Raw genomic sequence first — 21052 nt, 5'->3', positions numbered from 1 at the left:
TTTAGTTCAAAGAATTATGATTATTGATTGTTTTTAAGTAATTTCGCGACATAAACAACATGACGCTACAAGATTATGATAAAAGAAAAAAGCAATACTACACTGACATTTGAAGACTTCAAAACTGAGGTATTGAATGACTATAGAATTGCGGTAACAAGCCGTGAATGTAGTCTTTTAGGTCGAAAAGAAGTATTAACAGGAAAGGCTAAATTTGGAATTTTCGGTGACGGAAAAGAAGTTCCGCAGCTGGCAATGGCAAAAGCTTTTAAAAACGGAGATTTTCGTTCTGGATACTATCGCGACCAAACTTTTATGATGGCTATTGGTGAATTGAATGCCAGACAGTTTTTTGCCGGTTTATACGGTCATACTGATTTAGCTTTTGATCCGATGTCTGCCGGAAGACAAATGGGCGGACACTTTGTAACGCACAGTTTAAACGAAGATGGTTCTTGGAAAGACTTAACCAAACAAAAAAATTCAAGTTCAGATATATCTCCAACAGCAGGACAAATGCCAAGATTACTTGGTTTGGCACAAGCTTCAAAAATTTACAGAGAGGTTGGTGGAATAACAATTAAAGAGAAATTTTCTGTTAACGGAAACGAAGTAGCTTGGGGAACTATTGGTAACGCAAGTACCTCTGAAGGTTTGTTTTTTGAAACTATAAACGCTGCTGGAGTGCTACAAGTTCCAATGGTAATGAGTGTTTGGGATGATGAATACGGAATTTCTGTTCATGCTAAACATCAGACTACTAAAGAGAATATTTCTGAAATTTTAAAAGGATATCAGCGTGATGAAGATTCTAAAGGTTATGAAATCTTTAGAGTGAAAGGCTGGGATTATGCCGAACTGGTTTCTACTTATGAAAGAGCCGGAGCAATTGCGCGTGAAGAACATATTCCAGTTTTAATTCACGTAAACGAATTAACACAGCCACAAGGTCACTCTACTTCTGGTTCTCACGAACGTTACAAAAATGCAGAAAGACTGGCTTGGGAAAGAGATTTTGACTGTATTCGTCAAATGCGTTTATGGATGATTGCAATTAATATTGCATCTCCAGAAGAATTGGCAGAAATTGATTTTGAACTAAAGAAAGAAGTTTTAGAGGCTAAAAAAGAAGCTTGGAATAGCTTTATCAATCCAATTATTGAAGATCAAAAAAACCTTCTTACTTTATTAGAACAAATTGCTGATGCAAGCATTAACCATAAAGATAGAATCAAGAAATTAATTTCTGAATTAAGTGCGATTAAAGCGCCTTTAAAGAAAGAATTATTGGTTTATGCTAGAAAGATTCTTCGTTTTATCGAAGTTCCAAACAGCAAAGTTCTTTTATCAAATTGGATTACAGATTTCATAGCAGAAACTCAGGAAAAATTTAGCAGTAATTTACATTCTGAATCATCTAAAAATGTATTTTCAGTACAGGAAGTTCTTCCTAAATATGCTGAAAATGCAAAAGCAGATTTAGACGGAAGAATGATTCTTCGTGATAACTTTGATGCTTTATTTGCCAAATATCCCGAAACTTTAATTTTCGGTGAAGATGTTGGAAACATCGGAGACGTAAACCAAGGTTTAGAAGGGATGCAGGAAAAATACGGAGAACTTCGTGTTGCCGATGTCGGAATTCGTGAAGCGACTATAATTGGTCAGGGAATCGGAATGGCATTGAGAGGCTTGCGCCCGATTGCTGAAATTCAGTATTTAGATTATTTATTGTACGCTATTCAGATCATGAGTGATGATTTAGCTACATTACAATATAGAACCGTTGGAAAACAAAAAGCACCATTAATCATTAGAACCCGTGGGCACCGTTTGGAAGGAATCTGGCATTCTGGTTCTCCAATGGGAATGATTATTAATGCTATTCGCGGAATCCATGTTTTGGTTCCAAGAGACATGACACAAGCAGCTGGTTTCTACAACACTTTGTTAGAATGTGATGAACCTGCTTTGGTTATTGAATGTTTGAACGGATATCGTTTAAAAGAAAAAACGCCACTGAATTTTGGTGAATTCAAAACGCCAATTGGAGTTGTAGAAACGCTAAGAGAAGGTTCTGATATTACTTTAGTTTCTTACGGATCAACTTTAAGATTGGTTATGCAAGCGGCTAATGAATTGGCAGAAAAAGGAATTGAGTGTGAAGTTATTGATGTTCAATCTTTACTTCCGTTCGATATTAACAAAGACATCGTAAAAAGTGTTGCCAAAACAAACCGTCTTTTAGTAATTGATGAAGACGTTCCTGGAGGAGCTTCAGCATTCATTTTACAGCAGATTTTAGAAGAACAAGATGCTTACAAACATTTGGATAGCAAACCACAAACTTTAGCAGCAAAAGCGCACAGACCTGCATACGGAACTGACGGCGATTACTTCTCTAAACCTTCTGCAGAAGACATTTACGAGAAAATTTACGATATGATGCACGAAGCAAATCCTTCTAAATTTCCTGCTTTATACCAGTAATTTAGATTGTTTTAGATATTAAAAAAGCTCCAAAAATTTGGAGCTTTTTTTGTTTTATTTGTCATCCTGATGAACGAAGGATCACACTAGAAACTCTGTTTAGAATGTCTCCAATCTTTGCCGATTTACGAGTGTGATCCTTCGTTCCTCAGGATGACAAGTTTGTGGATATAAATATTAATTAAATATCTCTCAACATTGCTCGAGCTCTTTCCAAATCCTCAGCCGTATCAATTCCAATTCCAACATGCGTCGTTTCAACCATTTTGATGCGTTTTCCGAATTCTAAATATCTTAACTGCTCCAACTTCTCAGAAGCTTCTAAAGTTTTCATTGGAAGGCTGTAAAAGTCTAACAAAGCCTGTTTTCTAAAAGCATAAATTCCGATGTGCTGAAAATATCTCACACCAACATTTTTCTCTCTCGGATACGGAATTACAGATCTTGAAAAATACAATGCAAACTGCGACTGGTCTACAACCACTTTTACATTATTCGGATTATCGATTTCTTCTTCATCTGTGATTTCGCGCATTAATGAAGCTAAATCAATCTTTTTATCTGAATCATTTTTAAAAACTGATAAAACCTGCTCTAATGGTCCAGCTTCTGTAAAAGGCTCATCACCTTGCACGTTCACTACAATATCAACATCTAGATTCGCAACAGCTTCTGCAATACGGTCACTTCCAGATTCATGTTCTTTAATGCTCATAATGGCTTTTCCTCCATTAGAAACAATTTCGTCAAAAATCAGATCAGAATCTGTTACTACAAAAACATCATCGAACAATTTTGTAGAAACTGCTGCTTCGTAGGTTCTTAGAATTATTGTTTTGCCTCCCAAATCCTGCATTAATTTGGCAGGAAAACGAGTTGAAGCATATCTGGCTGGAATTACCGCTATTATTTTCATTCTTATATTTTACTGAGTTTCAAAAACTCAAAATTTAGTAATTTAATTTTCACCGGTTTTAAGTGTTTGCAAATATGCAAAAATTACTTTTAATTTTCTGTTTACTAGCAAATCATACATCGATTATTATTAACAAACTTCTTGTCTTATGTATTTAGAAAAAAATTAAGCCAAAACCGTAACACGAAGATAAGTTGCAGGAATTAAGGTAGAATTTTTGTCATTACTTTGGTTTTGGCTATTCACTAATCCTTCAAGTTTAGCATACAAATCTGAAGTTTTTCCATTTTGCTCGGCAGCTTCAAAAGCATTCATAGTTGGACCATAGTAATTTTTTAATCGATTTAGCCACTCCGAAGGTGGAAACGCTGCTTTAAATGTAAAGGTATCTCTCTCAAAAGAAATATTTTCTTTAGGAATACCCGCATTTGTGAATCTTTCGATAACATTATCCTCAATACCCCACAGCATTGGACTTACAAAACCCTCAGGAGGCGGTGGTGTAAATTCAGAACTAATTTTCAAGATTTGTGCAATCAACGTTGGATCTCCCGGTATCCAATTACCCATAATAATTTTACCTCCAGGTCGTGTGACACGAACCATTTCTTTAGCAACATCAAAAGGTTTTGGAGCAAACATTGCTCCAAAAATACTCATCGTCACATCGTAAGATTGATTTTTCAATTCATTTAAATCGGTTGCGTCCCCTTCTTTAAATACAATATTATCTAATCCTTCTTTTTTTGCTCGAAGATTGCCAGCTTCAACTAAATTTCTTGCTATATCAACACCTAAGACATTGGCTCCTAATTTTGCAGAAGGTATTGCGGTAGTACCATCACCACAGCCGAGATCTAAAACGTCACTATTTTCTTTTATTCCAATTTTGGCAACCAATTCCGCACCGCTTTCTCTCATAGATTCTGCAACGCGTGTAAAATCGCCTTTTTCCCATAATGCTTTGTTTGGATTCATCTTAGTTTTATCAGTGATTATAGTGCTGATGCCGCACTTTAAATTAATTTGTAAACATCTTCTATCGTTTTTTAAATTTATCACCAGTTAATCACAAAAGGCATTTAAAAAACTACTCAAAAAGAAAACACAAACCAAACAATCAACTGACAAACAATTACTTACACAAAAATAAACAAATTTAGATGAAACATTTTATTGTCTCACCAATTTATTTTTTAAACAAATTGTGCAGATTATAAACTTTTACACCAATATCACATAAATAAAAACGATTGGAAAACTTTGACGAGTTCTTCCGTTATTTCCATATAAAAACAAATACACTATTCACAAAGAGCTTTCTAAAATATTTTTATAACATATTCCTCAAAGCATTGTATTTTAATATCTTATAAATATTTTTACTTTTATAAGAAAAACTATGAAAAGAAACTTTACTTCTCTCCTGCTCTATTTCTTTTTAATTTTTACTTCCAATACTTTTTCTCAGAACAAAACGGATGTTTTAAATGCATTTTCAAATCGCATTTTTGCTGGAAAAGATTATCAGCCCATACAAGATTTAAAATGGAAATTTAAAACGGAAGGTAAAATCTTTTCTTCTCCAATTGCACAAAACGGAACTGTTTATATTGGCAGCGAAGACGGTTATTTTTATGCTGTCGATGAAAAATCTGGAAACCTGAAATGGAAATTTAAAACCAACGGAGCGGTTCACAGTTCTGCAAGCCTTTATAATGATACTGTTTATTTTGGAAGTTTTGACGGTCATTATTATGCTTTAAATGCCAAAACAGGAAAAGAAATATGGCGCTTTAAAACCAAAGGCGAACATTGGTATAGCGAAATCGGAATGTGGGGTATGAAACCTAGCGATTTACTCATGGCTGATTTGTGGGACTTTTATCTTTCGACTCCCGTTATTTATTTAGACCATAATTCTGCATTGGCGATTTTTGGAAGTAGTGACGGGAATCTTTATGCCGTTGATGCTAAAACGGGAAGTCCAAAATGGAATTTTCAAACTAAAGCGGCTATACATAGCACTCCTATTTTAGAAAAAAACACGGTTTATTTTGGCGGATGGGATGGTATTTTTTATGCTTTGGATTGTAAAACAGGAAAAGAAAAATGGAAGTTCTCGACTGAAACAAAAACAGGTTTTACAGGAATTCAAGCTTCTGCAGCTATTTCTGATGGTATTGTTTATTTTGGTGCAAGAGATCCGTATCTATTTGCACTTGATGCCGAAACAGGAAAAGTAATCTGGAAATACAATGCCGAAAACTCTTGGATTTTGAGTTCGGCTGTTATTAAAGATAATACCGTTTATGTGGGAACATCAGATACTTACGCTTTATTGGCATTGGATGCAAAAACTGGAGAAGAAAAGTATCGCTTTAAAGGCAATGGCTACGTTTATTCTTCGCCCGCAATTGCTGGCAATACGATTTATTTTGGAGATTTTTCGGGTAATTTCTTTGACTTAAACCTAATTTCTGATGGAAAAGAATCGCATATAATTCCAACCGAAAATAGAACTAAATATGCTGCAAGTATTCTTAACAACAATCTTTTAGATTTTGGTTTCGCTGCCAAACAAGCCGATTTATCTATTTATGCCGAAAACAAAAAGGTGATGGATGAATTTTATAAATTAGGTTCAATTGTTTCTTCTCCATTCATAAGCAATAATGTTATTTTCTACGGAAGTGCAGATGGATATCTTTATGCCTATAATTTGAAAAAAGAAAAATAATCTCTTTGCGAATCTCCGTGTAAATCTTTGTGCAACTTTGCGGTATAACCTATTTCACAGAGACTCACAAAGGTTTCGCAGAGATACACAAAGCATATCACATCAGTTTTACTGAAGTCATACTCAGAGAACCTGCTAGTAATTTATCATTAAAGAGACTTAACTCATCTGTTTTGTCTTTTAAACCTAAAGTGTATAACAACGGAAGATAATGCTCTGGGGTTGGAACTGCCAATTGCACGGCTTTATTCATTTTTTCGAAATCTATTAAAGGCTGGAAATTTCCATCGAGCAAATAATTATTTACAGTTTCACGAGCTTCAATTGCCCAATCGTAACCGTAATTGTCTTTATCAAAATTTCTAAAATCGACCATACGAAGATTGTGCACAATATTGCCACTTCCGATAATTAAAACACCTTTATAGCGAAGTGCCTTCAGTTTTTGAGCCAATTCAAAATGATATTGTCCCGATTGGGTATAATCGATGCTCAGCTGAATTACGGGAACATCCGCATTTGGATACAAATGTTTGATAACACTCCAAGCACCGTGATCCAATCCCCAATGTTCGTCTAATTCGACCAGTATGGGATCTAAAATCTTTTGTGTTTCTACGGCTAATTCTGGACTTCCTTTTGCTGGATATTGCACATCAAAAAGCGCTTGCGGAAAACCGCCAAAATCATGAATGGTTCTCGGCATTTCCATCGCTGTAACCTTTGTTCCTTTGGTAAACCAATGCGCCGAAACACATAAAATAGCATTGGGCTGCGGCAATGTTTTAGCCAGATTACGAAAACCAGCCACAAACTGATTTTCTTCAATAGCATTCATCGGACTGCCATGTCCTAAAAAGAGAACTGGCATTTTATCGGTATTCGAAAACGTTGATGAAATCGAATGTAAGTCGTTTAGTGTTGTCATTTTTATTTTTTTACTGCCACAGATTAAAAGGATTAAAAAGATTTTTTTGGATGCGTTTAAATTTCTCTCGCAGATTTCGCAGATTTAATTGATTGCGCTTTGAGAAACTTAATCAAAAAATCTGCGAAATCTGTAAAATCTGCGTGAGACAAAAAATAAGCGTTTATACTTCTTTGCAAAAAAATCTGTGAGAATATTTTTAATCTGTGGCTAAAAAAACTATTCCTCGAAACTCTCGTCTTTAAATCCTATCAAATATAGCTTATTTTTGGCACGTGTCATCGCCGTATAAAGCCATCTAATATAATCAGTATCAATTCCGTTTGGAAGAAATGGCTGTTCGATAAAAACAGTGTTCCACTGTCCACCTTGCGATTTATGACAAGTTATCGCGTAAGAGAATTTAACCTGTAATCCGTTGAAATATTCGTTTTCTTTTACCTTTTGAAATCTTTTATATTTGGTTGATTCGTCTTCATAATCTTTCATCACTTCTTCATACAAACGATTCGATTCTTCATAGGTTAAAGAAGGTGATTCGCTTGTTAGAGTATCTAGAATTAAAACCGTCTCAAAGGGCTTCTGCTCTGGATAATCAACCATTCTTATTTTTACTTTTGCAAACTTAAATCCATACAGTTCTTTGATTCCGAAAAGTTCTAAAACTTCAATAATATCTCCGTTGGCAATAAATCCAGCTTCGTCCGTTTCTTTCAGCCAGAAATAATTATTTTTTACCACCATCAAAAAATCTCCAACCGAAAGTTCGCTTTCTTTAAATAAAATTCGGCTTCTAATTTGCTCATTATATTGATTGGCACGTTTATTAGAACGAACAATAAAAGCAGTATCTTCAATGCTATAATTGCTGTATGCAGTATTAATCGCATCTTGAATATCGTAACCGTCAGTTAGTCGAACAATGTCCTTAAACTTCTTTACATTGAATTTAAATTCGGTTATAAAACTTTCTTTCAGCAATTCACGTAATTCTGTTGCGTTGAATAAAATTCCTGAACTTTCTTCCTGACGCATTACTTCGTCCAATTCGATATGTTCAATTTCTTTGTCATAATGAATGCCCAAAGTCTGAATATCTAACGCCGGACTAATATCTAAATTTACTGGAGGCAACTGGGCAGTATCTCCCAAAAGAATCATTTTGCAATTGCTTCCAGAATAAACATAATTGATCAAGTCGTCTAGAAGCGAGCCGCTGTCTAATGTACTGTCTGAGATCATCGAGGCCTCATCGACGATAAAAATGGTGTTTTTATGTTTGTTGACTTGCTTTGTAAAAGCCACTCCGCCTCCAGAAGATTTCTTCGGGAAATATATTTTTTTATGAATCGTAAAAGCTGGATTATTCGAATAATTGGCAATTACTTTTGCCGCACGTCCTGTTGGTGCTAACAAAACATATTTTTTATTGATCTCGCTAAGATTATTAACGATGGTAGAAATAACGGTAGTTTTTCCCGTTCCCGCATATCCTTTCAAAACGAAAATCGTGTCGTTTTGGGGTTCGGTTAGAAAGATTGCAATTTTCTGAAAAAAAATATCCTGTTTGTATGTTGGAGCAAAAGGAAATCGCTTTTGTAAAGTACCGTAAAACTGTGCAGAATTCATAGAGTAATATTGAAATACAAAGGTCGCTTTTTTTAATGGCAATGTCAATAGCAATGTCAATAGCAACGCCGAAATTCAATATCGATTTTAATGGCAATTTCAATATAAATGATGCTAAATATTCGAAAAACAGTTAAACCGCGCTCCAAAATACATAACCCATTAACTTTCAAATAAATAAACTTTTTCTTAACCTTGTTTTAAACTCAGATTCAAATTGTTTTTTGAAATTGCAATTATAATTGTTCCTTTTTAATTTGTAAGTTTGTGGTCGCTTAAATTCTTTCTTGATTTAAAACAGGTAACGAATTGTAAATCAACTATGTCATTACAAAATACTAACATTACTTCAAAAAATTACAGAAAACTTTCTATTCAGGTTTCACTGACTGGATTTTCATATTGCTGTTTTGATACTTTAAATAATATCATCACTTCTTTTAAGGAAATAAAGTTTGATACTAACAGTAAGACATCTCGAATTGAAGATCTGTTCAATGATGCTTTCAAAAGCAATCCTGAATTAAAAAATACTTACGATGAAGTAATGGTTATTCATAACAATAACCTTTCGACTTTTGTTCCGACTGCTTTGTTTGATGAGAATTATTTAGGAAGTTATCTCCAATACACTACAAAAGTGTTTGATACCGACTTTTTTACTTTTGATCAAATTCCTAATTATCAGATGAACTCGGTTTATATTCCGTTTGTGAATATCAACAATTTCTTAATCGATAATGTGGGGTCTTTTGATTATAAACACGCTAACAGTATTTTGGTCGAAAAACTTTTGGATAACTCAAGAAATAACGACGATAAGAAAATGATCGTCAATTTTAATCCTGAGAATTTTGAAATTATTGTAGTCCAGAATCAAAAACTTTTGCTGTTTAATTCATTCGAATATAATACTCCAGAAGATTTTATCTACTATATTTTATTTACAGCAGAACAAATGAGCATGAATCCGGAAAGTTTCAAATTAGAATTATTAGGAACTATTTCAGAAAATGATCCATTTTATGCCATAGCGTACAAATACGTGCGCCATATTTCTTTTATGGATGTTTCAAAACTGAAGGAAAGAAACAGCTTTACAACCGCTCAAAATCAAAAACATTATATCTTATTTCAATCATGAGAATCATTTCAGGAAAATACAAAGGACGCCGAATTTTTCCGCCAAAAAATCTACCTGTAAGACCAACGACTGATATGAGTAAAGAAGCATTGTTTAATGTTTTGAATAATCATTTTAGTTTTGACAGTTTAAAGGTTTTAGATCTTTTTTCGGGAACTGGCAATATAAGTTATGAATTCGCTTCGCGCGGAAGTGCTCCCATTACTTCTGTTGATGGCGATTTTGGATGCGTAAAATTTATCAAACAAGTTTCATCAGAATATGATTTTGATATTGCTGCAACCAAAAGCGATGTTTTTAAATTCTTAGAAAATTCTAAAACTACTTACGATATCATTTTCGCAGATCCACCTTACGGATTGGATCAGGCCACTTTTGAGAAAATCGTTCTAACCGTTTTTGAACGAGATTTATTGGAAGACGACGGAATGATGATTATCGAACATTCAAAATACACCAAACTGGATCATATGAGTAATTTTTCTTTTCAAAAAAGTTATGGCGGTTCTTTCTTTAGTTTTTTTGAATTGAATTCGACCGATGATGATGAAGAATTACCACATGATGCTTCTAAAAAAGAATCTGAAGAAGACGAAGGATAGTCTTTCTTTTTATGATATTAGCGCCCCTTGTAATTGAGTTTACAAGGGGCTTTCTTTTGAGTTTAAAAAAAAGTCTTAAACTATCATATTAAAGTCTTCCTTATCCTTTTCAAAGAATATAACTTCTTTTTTTTGTAAAAAAAGAAAATGAAAAAAATATGCTTATTAATTATAATAGTTTGTTGTGTTTCCTGTTATCAAGATCATTATGATGATAATTACTATGATTATGATTATGATTATGATTATTATCAAAGACCACAATATATAGCACCTCCAATTTGGATTAGAGGAATCTGGATGGATGATAAACAAAGAGGCTTTAAATTTACAGACGATGATTTATTATATATTTATCCAATGCAGAACTTTATTTCTGCTGATGATGAAATATATAATCTTGCAATAAAAAATTGGTATAATCCTAATCAGTATCAAAATCCAGAAGTTCAAGAAGTTGAATTATTAGATTACTATAGTTTGAAATATAATTGCAACAACGCGCCAAGCAAAAAATTCATATTCACCAGAATTTCAAAAAATCAAATCGAATCAACAGGTTTTATGCCTGGTGTATATACTAGACAATAACAACTAATTTATTTAAAAAAAATCCGTTGAGAACTTCAACGGATTTTTTTTCTTATTTTTTTCTAATACCAAAATAATATGTTAGACCTGCGCCAACTCCTATAGTAGTATAATCAACATTGTTATATGGAAGCCTGTTTAATGTCTTACCAAAATTTATATTGCTTATATCTATGCTTAATGCTATAGAATTTGTTTCTGACACTGGAAACTCCATTCCTACAGAAAGACCAAAAGAGTGCTGCCAATCAGCAATTTTTTCATTTTTATAAAAATTATTTGAAGCATTATTATGATCAATAAATGCATAATTTCCAGTTGCAATTATCCTGGACATATTAACTTTTGGAGTTATATAGTATAAATATGATAATCCGTCTTCTTCATCCTCATGATGCCAAAAATATATTTTAGGCCCCACAGAAAAGTTTAAACCATAAGCAGACCCAGTATTAATTTCTGTCGTATTAGTATCAAAATCATATTGTTTTTGATCTTTTATTCCCATAAGAGAATAACTTATTGCTATTTCTGGTTTAAATATTGGATGAAATTCAAACTCAGCTCCTCCACCCAGATTTACTATGACGCCTTTTTTGAAATCACCGCTAACAATATAACCAGTTACATTTCCAAAACCTCTAATTGCCTGCGCATTTACAAAAGAAAATGATAACATCATAAGGATTAAAAAAATCCCACTTTTTAAATTATAAAACTTCATTGCCCAATTTTTTTAATTGTTTAAACTTAAAAATCAAGCACTCAAAAACCGTTCCTTTTTAAGAATTATCTTACTTTATTTTATTTAATTCTATTTTCACTTTCATTTACGCTCTTTTGCTTATATTCAGAATCTTTTATTTTTCCGAAAGAATAACGAACTGCAATAGAAATCTCGTTGGCATCGACTAAATATTTAAACTTGGAATGAATATTATTCACCGTAAAAGTATCGGTGTAACTTGTCGCTTTAAAAATATCATTGTAATTCAAGGTACAGCTCCAATTTTTGCCAAATGTTTTTGCCAAAGACATATCGACTACAAAATTAGCTTTACGTTCAAAAATCCCATCATTTTGTTTGGTTGTTCCCCAGAAAGAAAAAACGAAACTAAAATCTCTTGGTAATTTGAATGTATTGTTTGAGTAATAATACAAATAAGGTTTTGAAGGATGCAAAAGTGCCGTATCGTCTTCAACCTTACTTTTTACAAAAATTAGAGAGCTGGTTGTTGTCCAGAATTTATAGGTAAACGGAAGTGTAAAATCTATCGTAAAACCCCTTTCTCTCTTAAAATTAATGTCGGTAATCATTAATACATTGGTTTCCTCATTAAAAACAAAACTCGGATTGGTTACGTCTTTCGTCTGATAATAACTCAATTTTAAAGTTTTGTCGTGATATTGAAATGAGCTTGAAAGTTCATCTACAAATGCTGGCCCTAAATTTATGCTACTCCCATATAAAAAATACGGATTTATATAGGTGGCAATCTGACTTAAAGACGAATAATTAGGCCTCACAATACTTTTTGAATAATTTACATTGATGCTTTTTGTGCTGTCAATAGGAATTGTAAGATCGGCTTTAGGAAACAGATTGGTGTAGTTTTTATCTATAGAGGGTAAAACTTGCACTTTAAACTTGGAGTACACATTGGTATTTTCTGTTCTTAATCCGAATGAAAAATCGATCTTTTTCAGCTTTCCCGAAAACTGAACATAAGCGGCGAGGTTTTCTTCTTTAAAATCATAATCTGAAACTTCGCTTTTACCCTCTTCAAAATCAAAAATGTCAGCATTTGATTTTGATTTCGCTTTTAAATACAATCCGCCGTATTCCAGAGTCATTTCATTTTTGAACTTTTTCTCCAAATCGATCCTTCCAGAAAAAACATCCACATTAAATTTCTGATCCCGGTTTTGCGACAATTTAAAATCTGTTTCATTAAAATTATTTTGCACCAAACTCAACAAATGCTGATTGTAGTTGGAACCCTGAAAACCAATAAAAAGCTTAGTGTCTATAGCTTTTATTTTTTTCGAATAATTGATGAATGAATTCAAGAAATTCTTAGCGCTCGAATTTTCGCTAAAAGTGAAGACATTATTTACCTGACTCTGATTTTGATTAAAAGTGAAAGTATTGATATCAAAAGTATCATTTCGCATTTTGCCATTTATATTAACCGACAAATAATCATCTTCATTTATTTTATAAAACACACCTCCTCCAAAAACATATTCCTTTACACGCGAATTTGCTGTCACATCATAATTGGAGACTATAGAAGCCTTCGGGATTTCATATTCCAAACTATGATTTTCCCACGGATTTCGTAGATTGTAATTAAAATTGGCTTTCCATTCTAATTTATCTTTTTTAAAGCTAGAATTAAACCCCAAATAATTATTGTAATTTCTTTTAAAAGAAGCCACTTCAGAAATTTCGGTTTTAAAACTATCTTTTTTACTTACTTTTCTAGTAATCAAAATTACAGCACGGCCTTCGGCTTCGTATTTAGAAGACGGATTTTTAATAATTTCTACTGTTTTAATATCGGCAACAGATAAAGCGTTTAAATCGGTTATGGTTCCTTTTTGACCATCTATATAAATTAACGGATTTCCTTTTCCGACAATCGAAATACTTTCACGATCACTACCTATTTGAACCGATGGCAGTTTTGAAAGCAAATCAATCGGATTTGGAATTGTACTGTAAACCGAATTGGCAACGTCAATCTTTACATTTCCGTTTGCATTGGTAAACATTTTTTTCTCCTTACTGATAACCACTTCATTTAATTCATTTGAAATCGAATCTTTTGGTGTTTCATTCTGAGCGTTTGCCATAAATGAAAGACAAAAAAGTAAAATAGTAATAAGCAGTTTTAATGGCAGGTAATTCATTCTTGAATAGGGTTTAGATTAGATATTTTTCGTTAATTAAGAATCCATTTTATAAGATCCTCCCTTTCTATCAAATTCCAAGAATGAGGTTTTTTATTTCCTTTCGCATCAAATCCTCTGTTTGAAGTCTTTATAAATTCAACTTTTTGTGCTCCTAAATTCAATAATGAATCATATGTTTTTTCTAAATGAAAGGCATTCAATTCTTCATAAGTTCTTTTTTTGTTCTTCCAATACCATTCTAAATCTGGTTCGCAGTACAATCGAATTTTAATATCTTTTAAGTATTCTATATTTACTTTTGAATCACTTGAAACCAAATAAGGAGACATTTTTTTATAGGTTTCAATATTAGTTTTTGGATTTCCGAGATCATCGTTGAAGAGTTGTATTAAATAATTTCCTTCTTCAACAGCTTCTTCACTAACATTCTTTTTCACATCCTCTTGTGCGCCATCATAAAGTCTTTCTAAATCTAAAGGAGAATCGACCACAACTAAACCTTTGGGCTGTATGGCATTTTTGGTTTGAATAAGATAATTAGAAAGCAAAAGCGCCAGATTGCCACCGCTCGAAAAACCACCAATAAAAATATTCTCTTTTGCTATTTTATTGCGATCAAAAATTGAATTTAGTGCTAACGAATATTCTTTTTTTTCTGATTCTGACAAATACAATTTCACGTTATAATTCAGCAACAAGGTAGTTATACCTTCCTGTTTTAAGTTTTTAAGAAATTGGGCTTCGTTTTTAGTGTTTTCGATATTGCATGGAAAGCAAGGAAATAAAATTAAAACAGCCTTTTGTTTTGGAGCAATATTCAATTCATAATGCTTTTCTTTAATCAGTCCGTTTGCGTGACCATTCATAAAAAAAAGGAAAGCAATTAAAGCTCCTTCAAATCTTTTCGTTTGTATCATTTTATAAAATTTGGTTTTGTGTCGCTGCAAAAATGCTTTGAAAACCCAGTTCTGAAAGTTAATCGTAGGTTAATGCAAGGTTAATCTCCTATTTGTTGGCTAAAAACTGTATTTTTGAAGCGTCATTTCAACCAATATGAAGCAAAGAATCAATTTATTAATCGGATTTTCTGTTGTAGCGCTATTTGTGCTTATGACAGTACAATGCTATTTAGTAAAGACGGCTTATGAATATAAAGTAGCGCAGTTTCATACACAGATTAAAAACGAAATTGCTCAAATTACCAATAATTATAGCGATATCGATTCGGCTTTGGTTTCTAGAAAAGAAGTGCTTTACAAAAGCCTTTCAGAAAAATACATGAAAGGAAAAAAAAGTAAATTGGACATTAAAAATGGCGTTTTGAATGCGCAATCTCAAAACATCATAACTCAAAAAATCAAACGAAAATTTGAGAAAGATTTACCCGATTTTAAGATCGATTTTGCCGTTGTTCTAAACAAATTTATTCTTTACAAAAACGAACAGGAAGCGGATACTATTTTCTCTGAAAAACCTTTTATCCAGAATAAATTGTACGGAAATCTGGCTTCTTTAAATCATGCCTTTTTAGTAAGAAGTTATGTTGGAACAACAAACGGTACTTTTGAAAATGAGGAATATAAATTATTGACAGAAGATTCGATGTACGTTTCTGTTATTGACTGGGAAATGATTATTCTAAGAAGAATGATGTTTATTCTGATTCTTTCCTTATTCTCGATTGCCATTTTAATCAGTCTGTTTGTAATTGCGATTAGAGCTCTAATTAAACAGAAAAAAGTAAGCGACGTTAAAACCGATTTCATCAATAATATTACGCACGAACTGAAAACTCCATTGGCTACTTTGGGGATTTCGACAAAGATTTTAGCGCAGAAAAATATTCGTGACAATGATGAAAATTTCAATTCGATTGTAAATACCATTTCGCGCCAAAATAATCGTCTCCAGAATCTGATTGATCAGGTTATGGCAAATTCTTTGGCTGAAAATGAAATTGAACTGCAAAAAGAAAAAATAGAAGCCGAAGATTTTCTTCTTTCTATTACAAATGATTTTAAAATTACTTTTCCAAAAATCAATCTTAAAACCGATTTCCAGACTGAGAAAACTATTTTGGTTTTGGATAAATTTCATTTGACAACTGCTTTCTTAAATGTTCTCGAAAATGCTGTAAAATATGGTTCAAATACCATTACAGTAAAAACAAAAATTGTCGAAAAACAATTTTCAATAAGTTTTGAAGATGACGGAATTGGAATTGCCAAAAACAAGCAAGCGTTTCTTTTTGATAAGTTTTACCGAGTAGAACAAGGAAATCTGCACAACACAAAAGGTTTAGGTTTAGGATTGTATTATGTTGACCAAATCGTAAAAGCGCATCAGGGTTCTGTAAACGTTATTAGCGATTTAGGAAAAGGAACTCAGTTTACTATTTTATTAAAAGTTTAATCCCTTTATTTTGAAAAGATTACTATTAGCCGAAGACGATTTTGACTTTGCGGCGATTTTAAAACAATATCTAGAATTGCATCAATTTGAAGTAATCTGGGCCGAAAACGGCGAAATAGCTTTAGACTATTTTAAAAACCAGACTTTTGATATTTGTGTTTTTGATGTAATGATGCCCAAAATGGACGGATTTTCATTGGCTGAAAAAATAATTACCATTAATCCCGAAATTCCATTTATTTTTCTCACCGCAAGAAAGCTAAAAGAAGATAAAATAATTGGTCTAAAACTTGGCGCAGATGATTATATCGTAAAGCCGTTTGAAGTTGACGAACTGGTGCTGCGTTTGCAGAATATTCTAAAAAGAATCGAACAAAAGAGAAGTCTTGACGGAAATAACATAATCGAAATTGGTTCGTATATTTTTGATAACGAACGTCTGACACTTAACAATAAAAATCATGTGCAGCAGCTTACAGAAATGGAAGCTTCTCTTATCGAATACTTGTATTTAAACCACAATCAGTTATTAAAAAGAGATCAGATTTTAATGTCGGTCTGGAAAAAAGACGATTATTTCTCCGGACGAAGCATGGATGTTTTTATCAGCAGACTTAGAAAATATTTTAATTCAGATCCTAAAATCAAGATTGAAAGCGTCCGAAATATCGGATTGGAGTTTAAAATAGAAAAATAGCATCCTGTAAATCATATAATTTTATATAAGCAATTGTATAACAGCAATTAACTTATCGAAATTTAACTTTGTTAGAGAACTTTTAAATCTAACAATCATGAACCTAAAAAGATTTTTCGGTGGGTTGCTTACAATCCTCGGAATTGTAGGACTTATTTATACGGCTGTTATTTTTGCCGGCACATCTGGAGAAACCAGAGATATAAAATCGCTTATTATTTACGGAATATTAGGAATTGTCTTTTTCATGTCGGGCATTAGTCTGGTGCGAACAACAAAGGACGAATCGTAATTTTAAGTGACAAAGTAACAAAGTGCCAAAGATGCAAAGTTCTGATTACTTTGTTACTTTGTCACTCTGTTACTTTGTAACTCAAATCTAACTCTGTAAAATCTCTTTCTGTTTTCGAGATTATTATCGTTGCAACTGTATTTCCTATTAAATTGGTGATTGCTCTGGCTTCGCTCATAAATTTATCTACTCCCAATAAAAAGGCTAAACCTTCAACGGGAATTTTATGCAAAGCGGTTAATGTCGAGGCCAAAACAATAAATCCGCTTCCGGTTACGCCTGCTGCGCCTTTCGAAGTAATCATTAAAATTCCAATAACGGTCAGGATTTCGAAAAAACTCAAATGAACATCATACAATTGTGCAATAAAAAGTACCGACATCGAAAGATAAATTGAAGTTCCGTCCAGATTAAAAGAATAACCTGTCGGAATAACCAAACCTACAACCGATTTACTGCAACCCATTCGTTCCAGTTTCACCATAATACTTGGCAAAGCGGCTTCAGAAGACGATGTTCCTAAAACCAATAAAAGCTCTTCTTTGATATATTTTAAAATCGAAAAAATATTTATTTTATAATATCTCAAGATACTTCCAAGAACCAAAAAGACAAATAATGCCATAGTGAGATAAACGCAAAGCATCAGTTTTCCTAGCGGAATCAAAGTTGCAAGGCCAAATTTACCTATTGTATAGGCCATTCCGCCAAAAGCACCAATTGGAGCTAGATACATTACATACTTTAACCCGAAGAAAACCACTTTTGAGAATCGTTCCAAAACCAAAATAGTCTGCTCTCTTTTCTGATAAAAATTCAATGCAATTCCGCAGATAATGGCAGCCAATAAAACCTGCAAAGTAAAATTGGATAAGAAAAACTGCAACCACGAGAAATGTTCGGAAGCTCCTTTTGTATACTGACTTGCATCGCCAAACGTCAAACTCGATTTATCAATTTTTCCAGGTTTAAACAAATAAGCAACAGCGACACCAATTGCCAATGCAACGGTCGAAACCACTTCAAAATAAGTTAAAGCTTTTACGCCAATTCTTCCCACTTTTTTTAGATTTCCCATTCCCGAAATCCCTAAAACTATGGTTAAGAAAATAATGGGGCCAATAAAAAGAGAAATTAGCTGGATAAACTTTTTACCCAGAAATTCCATTTTCACACCATTTGCTGGAGAAAAATGTCCGAGTAAAATACCCGAAATAATAGCAATTAAAACCCAAAAAGTAAGATTGGTTACAATGGTTCTAAAAAGGCTTCTTTTGGATTTTGAAGAAGAATTTGGAGTGGCAGTATTCATGAAAACAAGTTAGATAGTTTCACAAATATATAAAAAATGCAGACCTGTAAGCCGGATTCTGTTCTTGTCTCATTTTGCAACGATACAATACCTTATCATTTATCTAGATCCAGCATTACTGCTGGACTCAATCTACCTACCCTTCGGCAACGAACGAGAAGCCCTTAAATGCCGATATACTTGGTATTTCACCGCATAGAGTTTACCTGGTTTCACTACAGCATTACCTGTACATACTTTCTGCTGCACTTGTCCTAATCCCTTTCGGACCGACGGGCGTTACCCGCTATGCTTCTCTATGGTGTCCGGACTTTCCTCCCTCCCGATGAATCGGGACGACGATAAGGCGGTCTGCGGTGCAAAAGTAGGGATTTAAGCACTAACAATAACGATTTTAAATTTCAGATTTTATGAATTTTATCATAACATTTTAATTTTAAAATAGTTATCTTTAAAAATCTATAATTTAAATTCAGTTTATCATGAAAAGAATGTATCATTACGCAACTGTTTCAAAGGCTTTAGATCAATTGAATGAAAAAGGATTTACGTGCGATTTTAATCGAAATGCAGACGCGATTAAAAAGAATCCTGAGAAATTTGAAATTGTTCATGTGTATCGATACGAGGGTGAGTCAGACCCAGCGGATGAGGCAGTTGTATACGGAATTAAATCGACTTCGGGTAAAAAAGGAGTTTATGTTGCTGGCTTTTCGGCAGATTCAGATCAGGAAACAGCAAAATTTTTATTTGATTTAAGTATTAGAGGAAGGTAGTTTTTAGAAGAAAATATCTTTTAAATCAAGTAAAAACAAACTGAGAACAAAAAACATTCAATAATCTATGTCATTCTTAGAAGCTAAATTCCTTTTAATTTCTAAGAATGACATAAAATAAAAAAAAATTACTTTGCAACTTTGAACTTTTGCAACTAAAAAAATTATGCTATTGGTATTTTCAATTTCCAGCCTGGTTTAATCAAATCAGGATTTGAAATAATATCTTTATTCGCTTCAAAAATATCATTCCACGAAATACCGTATGCCGCAGCAATTTTAGATAACGAATCTCCTCCTTTTACAATATATTCTTTTGTTGCACCTTCTATAACAGCAATATTCATTACAACATCTGCCGATCTGTATTCAGGATCAATTTTTTCGTACGCATTCCAAATTTTTTCTTTATCAGAAGCCGATTTAGCTGTACCATCAATATAAAGCACATTATCCTGTTCTCTTACCTGCAAATTAGCAATTCCAATTTCGGATGCTAAATTTATCACTTCCTTGTATTTATCTTTCAAACTCATAACATCCTTATTTAATAGTTAATTTATTGTCTACTTTTTTAGGATGCAATTCCTGAATACTTTGCATTAAAGGCTGCAATCTATCTTTTGCAATTTCTCCCGAAAGCGTAACAACGCCACCAACAACAGTTGCACTCACACCATCGTACGCATCGACTACTTTGCTTACAGCTTTATCCAAATCGGTGTCTGAATTAATAATAACAGTCGCTGCAGCAGGTTCTTGATTGGCTCTGGCGAGTTCGCAGGTATTGACAACAGATTTTACACCTTTGGTTGCTCTTACGCTTTTTTCAATATTTTTCTTGAACATTTCATCGTCACAAATACCTGTAATTGTAGCCACACCTTCGTGTACAGCAACTTGGATATCAGGATCATTTATTTTTTCATTAATTGCTTTTTCAATATCAGCATCATTAGATTTACAGGAAACCAAAGCAACAGTAAGGCACATTCCTAATAAAATGGATCTCATTTTCATAATACTCTCTTTTAGTAATTTACATTTTTTAAAATTAAAGAGATTAATTATCAAATGATTATAAAATGTTGTGATGAGATTTATATGTTTTCAAGTAGGATATTAACCTGAGGTTCTTTAGTGACATAATGAGAATAAATTTTTCGATTAAATCACAACAAAAAAAGCCCACCATTGAGATGGACTTTTGCAACACACCATAAGTAAAATTATGCTGTTGGTATTTTTAACTTCCAACCTGGCTGTATGATATCTGGGTTCTTAATAATGTCTTTATTGGCTTCATAAATAGTCTGCCATGAAACACCATGCGCTTTTCCTATTTTTGATAAAGAATCTCCACCTACAACCGTATATTCTATCGAAGCTCCTTCAGAAACTTCAATATTCATTACTACATCTGCCGATCTAAAATCAGGATCTATTTTTCCGTAAGCAGCCCAAAGTTTTTCTTTATCATCTGCAGATTTTGCCGTTCCATCAACATACAGCACATTATCTTGTTCTCTTACTTGCAAATCAGCCACTCCTAAATTAGAAGCTAGATCTGTTAACTCTTTGTATTTATCTTTTAAACTCATAAC

The 21052-nt window shown here is 33.0% G+C and carries 20 protein-coding genes and 1 other RNA gene; 9 read left to right on the top strand and 12 right to left on the bottom strand.

All coding sequences use genetic code 11. The annotated features are described in order from the left end of the window. The first annotated feature begins 75 nt into the window (after positions 1–75). Entirely contained in the window at positions 76–2490 is a 2415-nt protein-coding gene (locus SOM12_RS00185) for an alpha-ketoacid dehydrogenase subunit alpha/beta (RefSeq protein WP_320491958.1), read from the top strand. Positions 2491–2671: 181 nt separating this feature from the next. On the opposite strand, the gene kdsB is transcribed toward SOM12_RS00185, so the two are convergent. Together kdsB and SOM12_RS00175 are read right to left on the bottom strand one after the other, a co-directional pair. Further along, entirely contained in the window at positions 2672–3406 is a 735-nt protein-coding gene (gene kdsB / locus SOM12_RS00180) for a 3-deoxy-manno-octulosonate cytidylyltransferase (protein WP_320491957.1), read from the bottom strand. Between the two features lie 165 nt (positions 3407–3571). Continuing rightward, positions 3572–4384 (bottom strand): class I SAM-dependent methyltransferase, encoded by an 813-nt coding sequence (locus tag SOM12_RS00175; RefSeq protein WP_250836680.1) that lies wholly within the window; start codon positions 4382–4384, stop codon positions 3572–3574. A gap of 424 nt (positions 4385–4808) precedes the next feature. Between SOM12_RS00175 and SOM12_RS00170 the strand changes: the two genes are divergently transcribed. Continuing rightward, entirely contained in the window at positions 4809–6146 is a 1338-nt protein-coding gene (locus tag SOM12_RS00170; RefSeq protein ID WP_320491956.1) for a PQQ-binding-like beta-propeller repeat protein, read from the top strand. 97 nt (positions 6147–6243) lie between these two features. Here SOM12_RS00170 and ygiD read toward each other — a convergent pair whose 3' ends face one another. Both ygiD and SOM12_RS00160 read right to left on the bottom strand, forming a co-directional pair. Further along, positions 6244–7074 (bottom strand): 4,5-DOPA dioxygenase extradiol, encoded by an 831-nt coding sequence (gene ygiD / locus SOM12_RS00165; protein ID WP_320491955.1) that lies wholly within the window; start codon positions 7072–7074, stop codon positions 6244–6246. Between the two features lie 219 nt (positions 7075–7293). Then, positions 7294–8703 carry an ATP-dependent DNA helicase gene (locus tag SOM12_RS00160; protein WP_320491954.1) on the bottom strand — a complete coding sequence of 470 codons (1410 nt, stop codon included), beginning with the start codon at positions 8701–8703 and terminating at the stop codon, positions 7294–7296. Positions 8704–9025: 322 nt separating this feature from the next. On the opposite strand from SOM12_RS00160, the gene SOM12_RS00155 reads away from it, so the two are divergent. From SOM12_RS00155 to SOM12_RS00145, 3 genes are all read left to right on the top strand, one after another. Continuing rightward, positions 9026–9847 carry a DUF3822 family protein gene (locus SOM12_RS00155; protein WP_320491953.1) on the top strand — a complete coding sequence of 274 codons (822 nt, stop codon included), beginning with the start codon at positions 9026–9028 and terminating at the stop codon, positions 9845–9847. Further along, positions 9844–10449, top strand: coding sequence for an RsmD family RNA methyltransferase (locus tag SOM12_RS00150; protein WP_095931549.1), 606 nt, complete (start codon positions 9844–9846; stop codon positions 10447–10449). Before SOM12_RS00155 ends, SOM12_RS00150 begins: the two co-directional genes overlap by 4 nt. A gap of 147 nt (positions 10450–10596) precedes the next feature. Continuing rightward, positions 10597–11040, top strand: coding sequence for a hypothetical protein (locus SOM12_RS00145; protein ID WP_320491952.1), 444 nt, complete (start codon positions 10597–10599; stop codon positions 11038–11040). 52 nt (positions 11041–11092) lie between these two features. Here SOM12_RS00145 and SOM12_RS00140 read toward each other — a convergent pair whose 3' ends face one another. The 3 genes from SOM12_RS00140 to SOM12_RS00130 all read right to left on the bottom strand — a co-directional run bounded on the left by SOM12_RS00140 (position 11093) and on the right by SOM12_RS00130 (position 14876). Next, positions 11093–11764, bottom strand: coding sequence for a hypothetical protein (locus SOM12_RS00140; protein ID WP_320491951.1), 672 nt, complete (start codon positions 11762–11764; stop codon positions 11093–11095). 80 nt (positions 11765–11844) lie between these two features. Next, positions 11845–13956 (bottom strand): TonB-dependent receptor domain-containing protein, encoded by a 2112-nt coding sequence (locus SOM12_RS00135; RefSeq protein ID WP_320491950.1) that lies wholly within the window; start codon positions 13954–13956, stop codon positions 11845–11847. Positions 13957–13988: 32 nt separating this feature from the next. Then, on the bottom strand, positions 13989–14876 hold the full coding sequence (locus SOM12_RS00130; protein ID WP_320491949.1) for a hypothetical protein: 888 nt from the start codon (positions 14874–14876) through the stop codon (positions 13989–13991). A 136-nt stretch (positions 14877–15012) separates the two neighbouring features. Here SOM12_RS00130 and SOM12_RS00125 point away from each other — a divergent pair, with 136 nt between their 5' ends. From SOM12_RS00125 to SOM12_RS00115, 3 genes are all read left to right on the top strand, one after another. Next, positions 15013–16371 carry a HAMP domain-containing sensor histidine kinase gene (locus tag SOM12_RS00125; protein WP_320491948.1) on the top strand — a complete coding sequence of 453 codons (1359 nt, stop codon included), beginning with the start codon at positions 15013–15015 and terminating at the stop codon, positions 16369–16371. A 10-nt stretch (positions 16372–16381) separates the two neighbouring features. Continuing rightward, complete coding sequence (locus SOM12_RS00120; protein WP_095931545.1) at positions 16382–17068, top strand: response regulator transcription factor; 687 nt, start codon at positions 16382–16384, stop codon at positions 17066–17068. A 97-nt stretch (positions 17069–17165) separates the two neighbouring features. After that, positions 17166–17360, top strand: coding sequence for a hypothetical protein (locus SOM12_RS00115; protein ID WP_008467912.1), 195 nt, complete (start codon positions 17166–17168; stop codon positions 17358–17360). A gap of 61 nt (positions 17361–17421) precedes the next feature. On the opposite strand, the gene SOM12_RS00110 is transcribed toward SOM12_RS00115, so the two are convergent. Both SOM12_RS00110 and rnpB read right to left on the bottom strand, forming a co-directional pair. After that, complete coding sequence (locus SOM12_RS00110) at positions 17422–18672, bottom strand: cation:dicarboxylate symporter family transporter (RefSeq protein ID WP_095931544.1); 1251 nt, start codon at positions 18670–18672, stop codon at positions 17422–17424. A 31-nt stretch (positions 18673–18703) separates the two neighbouring features. Next, positions 18704–19030, bottom strand: an RNA gene (rnpB, locus tag SOM12_RS00105) — RNase P RNA component class A. Between the two features lie 124 nt (positions 19031–19154). On the opposite strand from rnpB, the gene SOM12_RS00100 reads away from it, so the two are divergent. Then, positions 19155–19448, top strand: a complete 294-nt coding sequence (locus SOM12_RS00100) for a hypothetical protein (protein WP_008467915.1) — start codon at positions 19155–19157, stop codon at positions 19446–19448. Between the two features lie 164 nt (positions 19449–19612). On the opposite strand, the gene SOM12_RS00095 is transcribed toward SOM12_RS00100, so the two are convergent. The 3 genes from SOM12_RS00095 to SOM12_RS00085 all read right to left on the bottom strand — a co-directional run bounded on the left by SOM12_RS00095 (position 19613) and on the right by SOM12_RS00085 (position 21049). Next, positions 19613–19984, bottom strand: coding sequence for a LysM peptidoglycan-binding domain-containing protein (locus SOM12_RS00095; RefSeq protein WP_320491947.1), 372 nt, complete (start codon positions 19982–19984; stop codon positions 19613–19615). 7 nt (positions 19985–19991) lie between these two features. Continuing rightward, complete coding sequence (locus tag SOM12_RS00090; protein ID WP_320491946.1) at positions 19992–20468, bottom strand: BON domain-containing protein; 477 nt, start codon at positions 20466–20468, stop codon at positions 19992–19994. Positions 20469–20677: 209 nt separating this feature from the next. After that, a complete protein-coding gene (locus tag SOM12_RS00085) occupies positions 20678–21049 on the bottom strand; it encodes a LysM peptidoglycan-binding domain-containing protein (protein ID WP_320491945.1) in 372 nt (123 codons plus the stop codon). Between the last annotated feature and the right edge of the window lie 3 nt (positions 21050–21052).

It is taken from the genome of Flavobacterium sp. CFBP9031, from assembly GCF_034044945.1.
Taxonomy (GTDB): domain Bacteria; phylum Bacteroidota; class Bacteroidia; order Flavobacteriales; family Flavobacteriaceae; genus Flavobacterium.
Note: the sequence above shows the minus strand (reverse complement) of the source record. Positions and strands in the feature narration are given on the sequence as shown.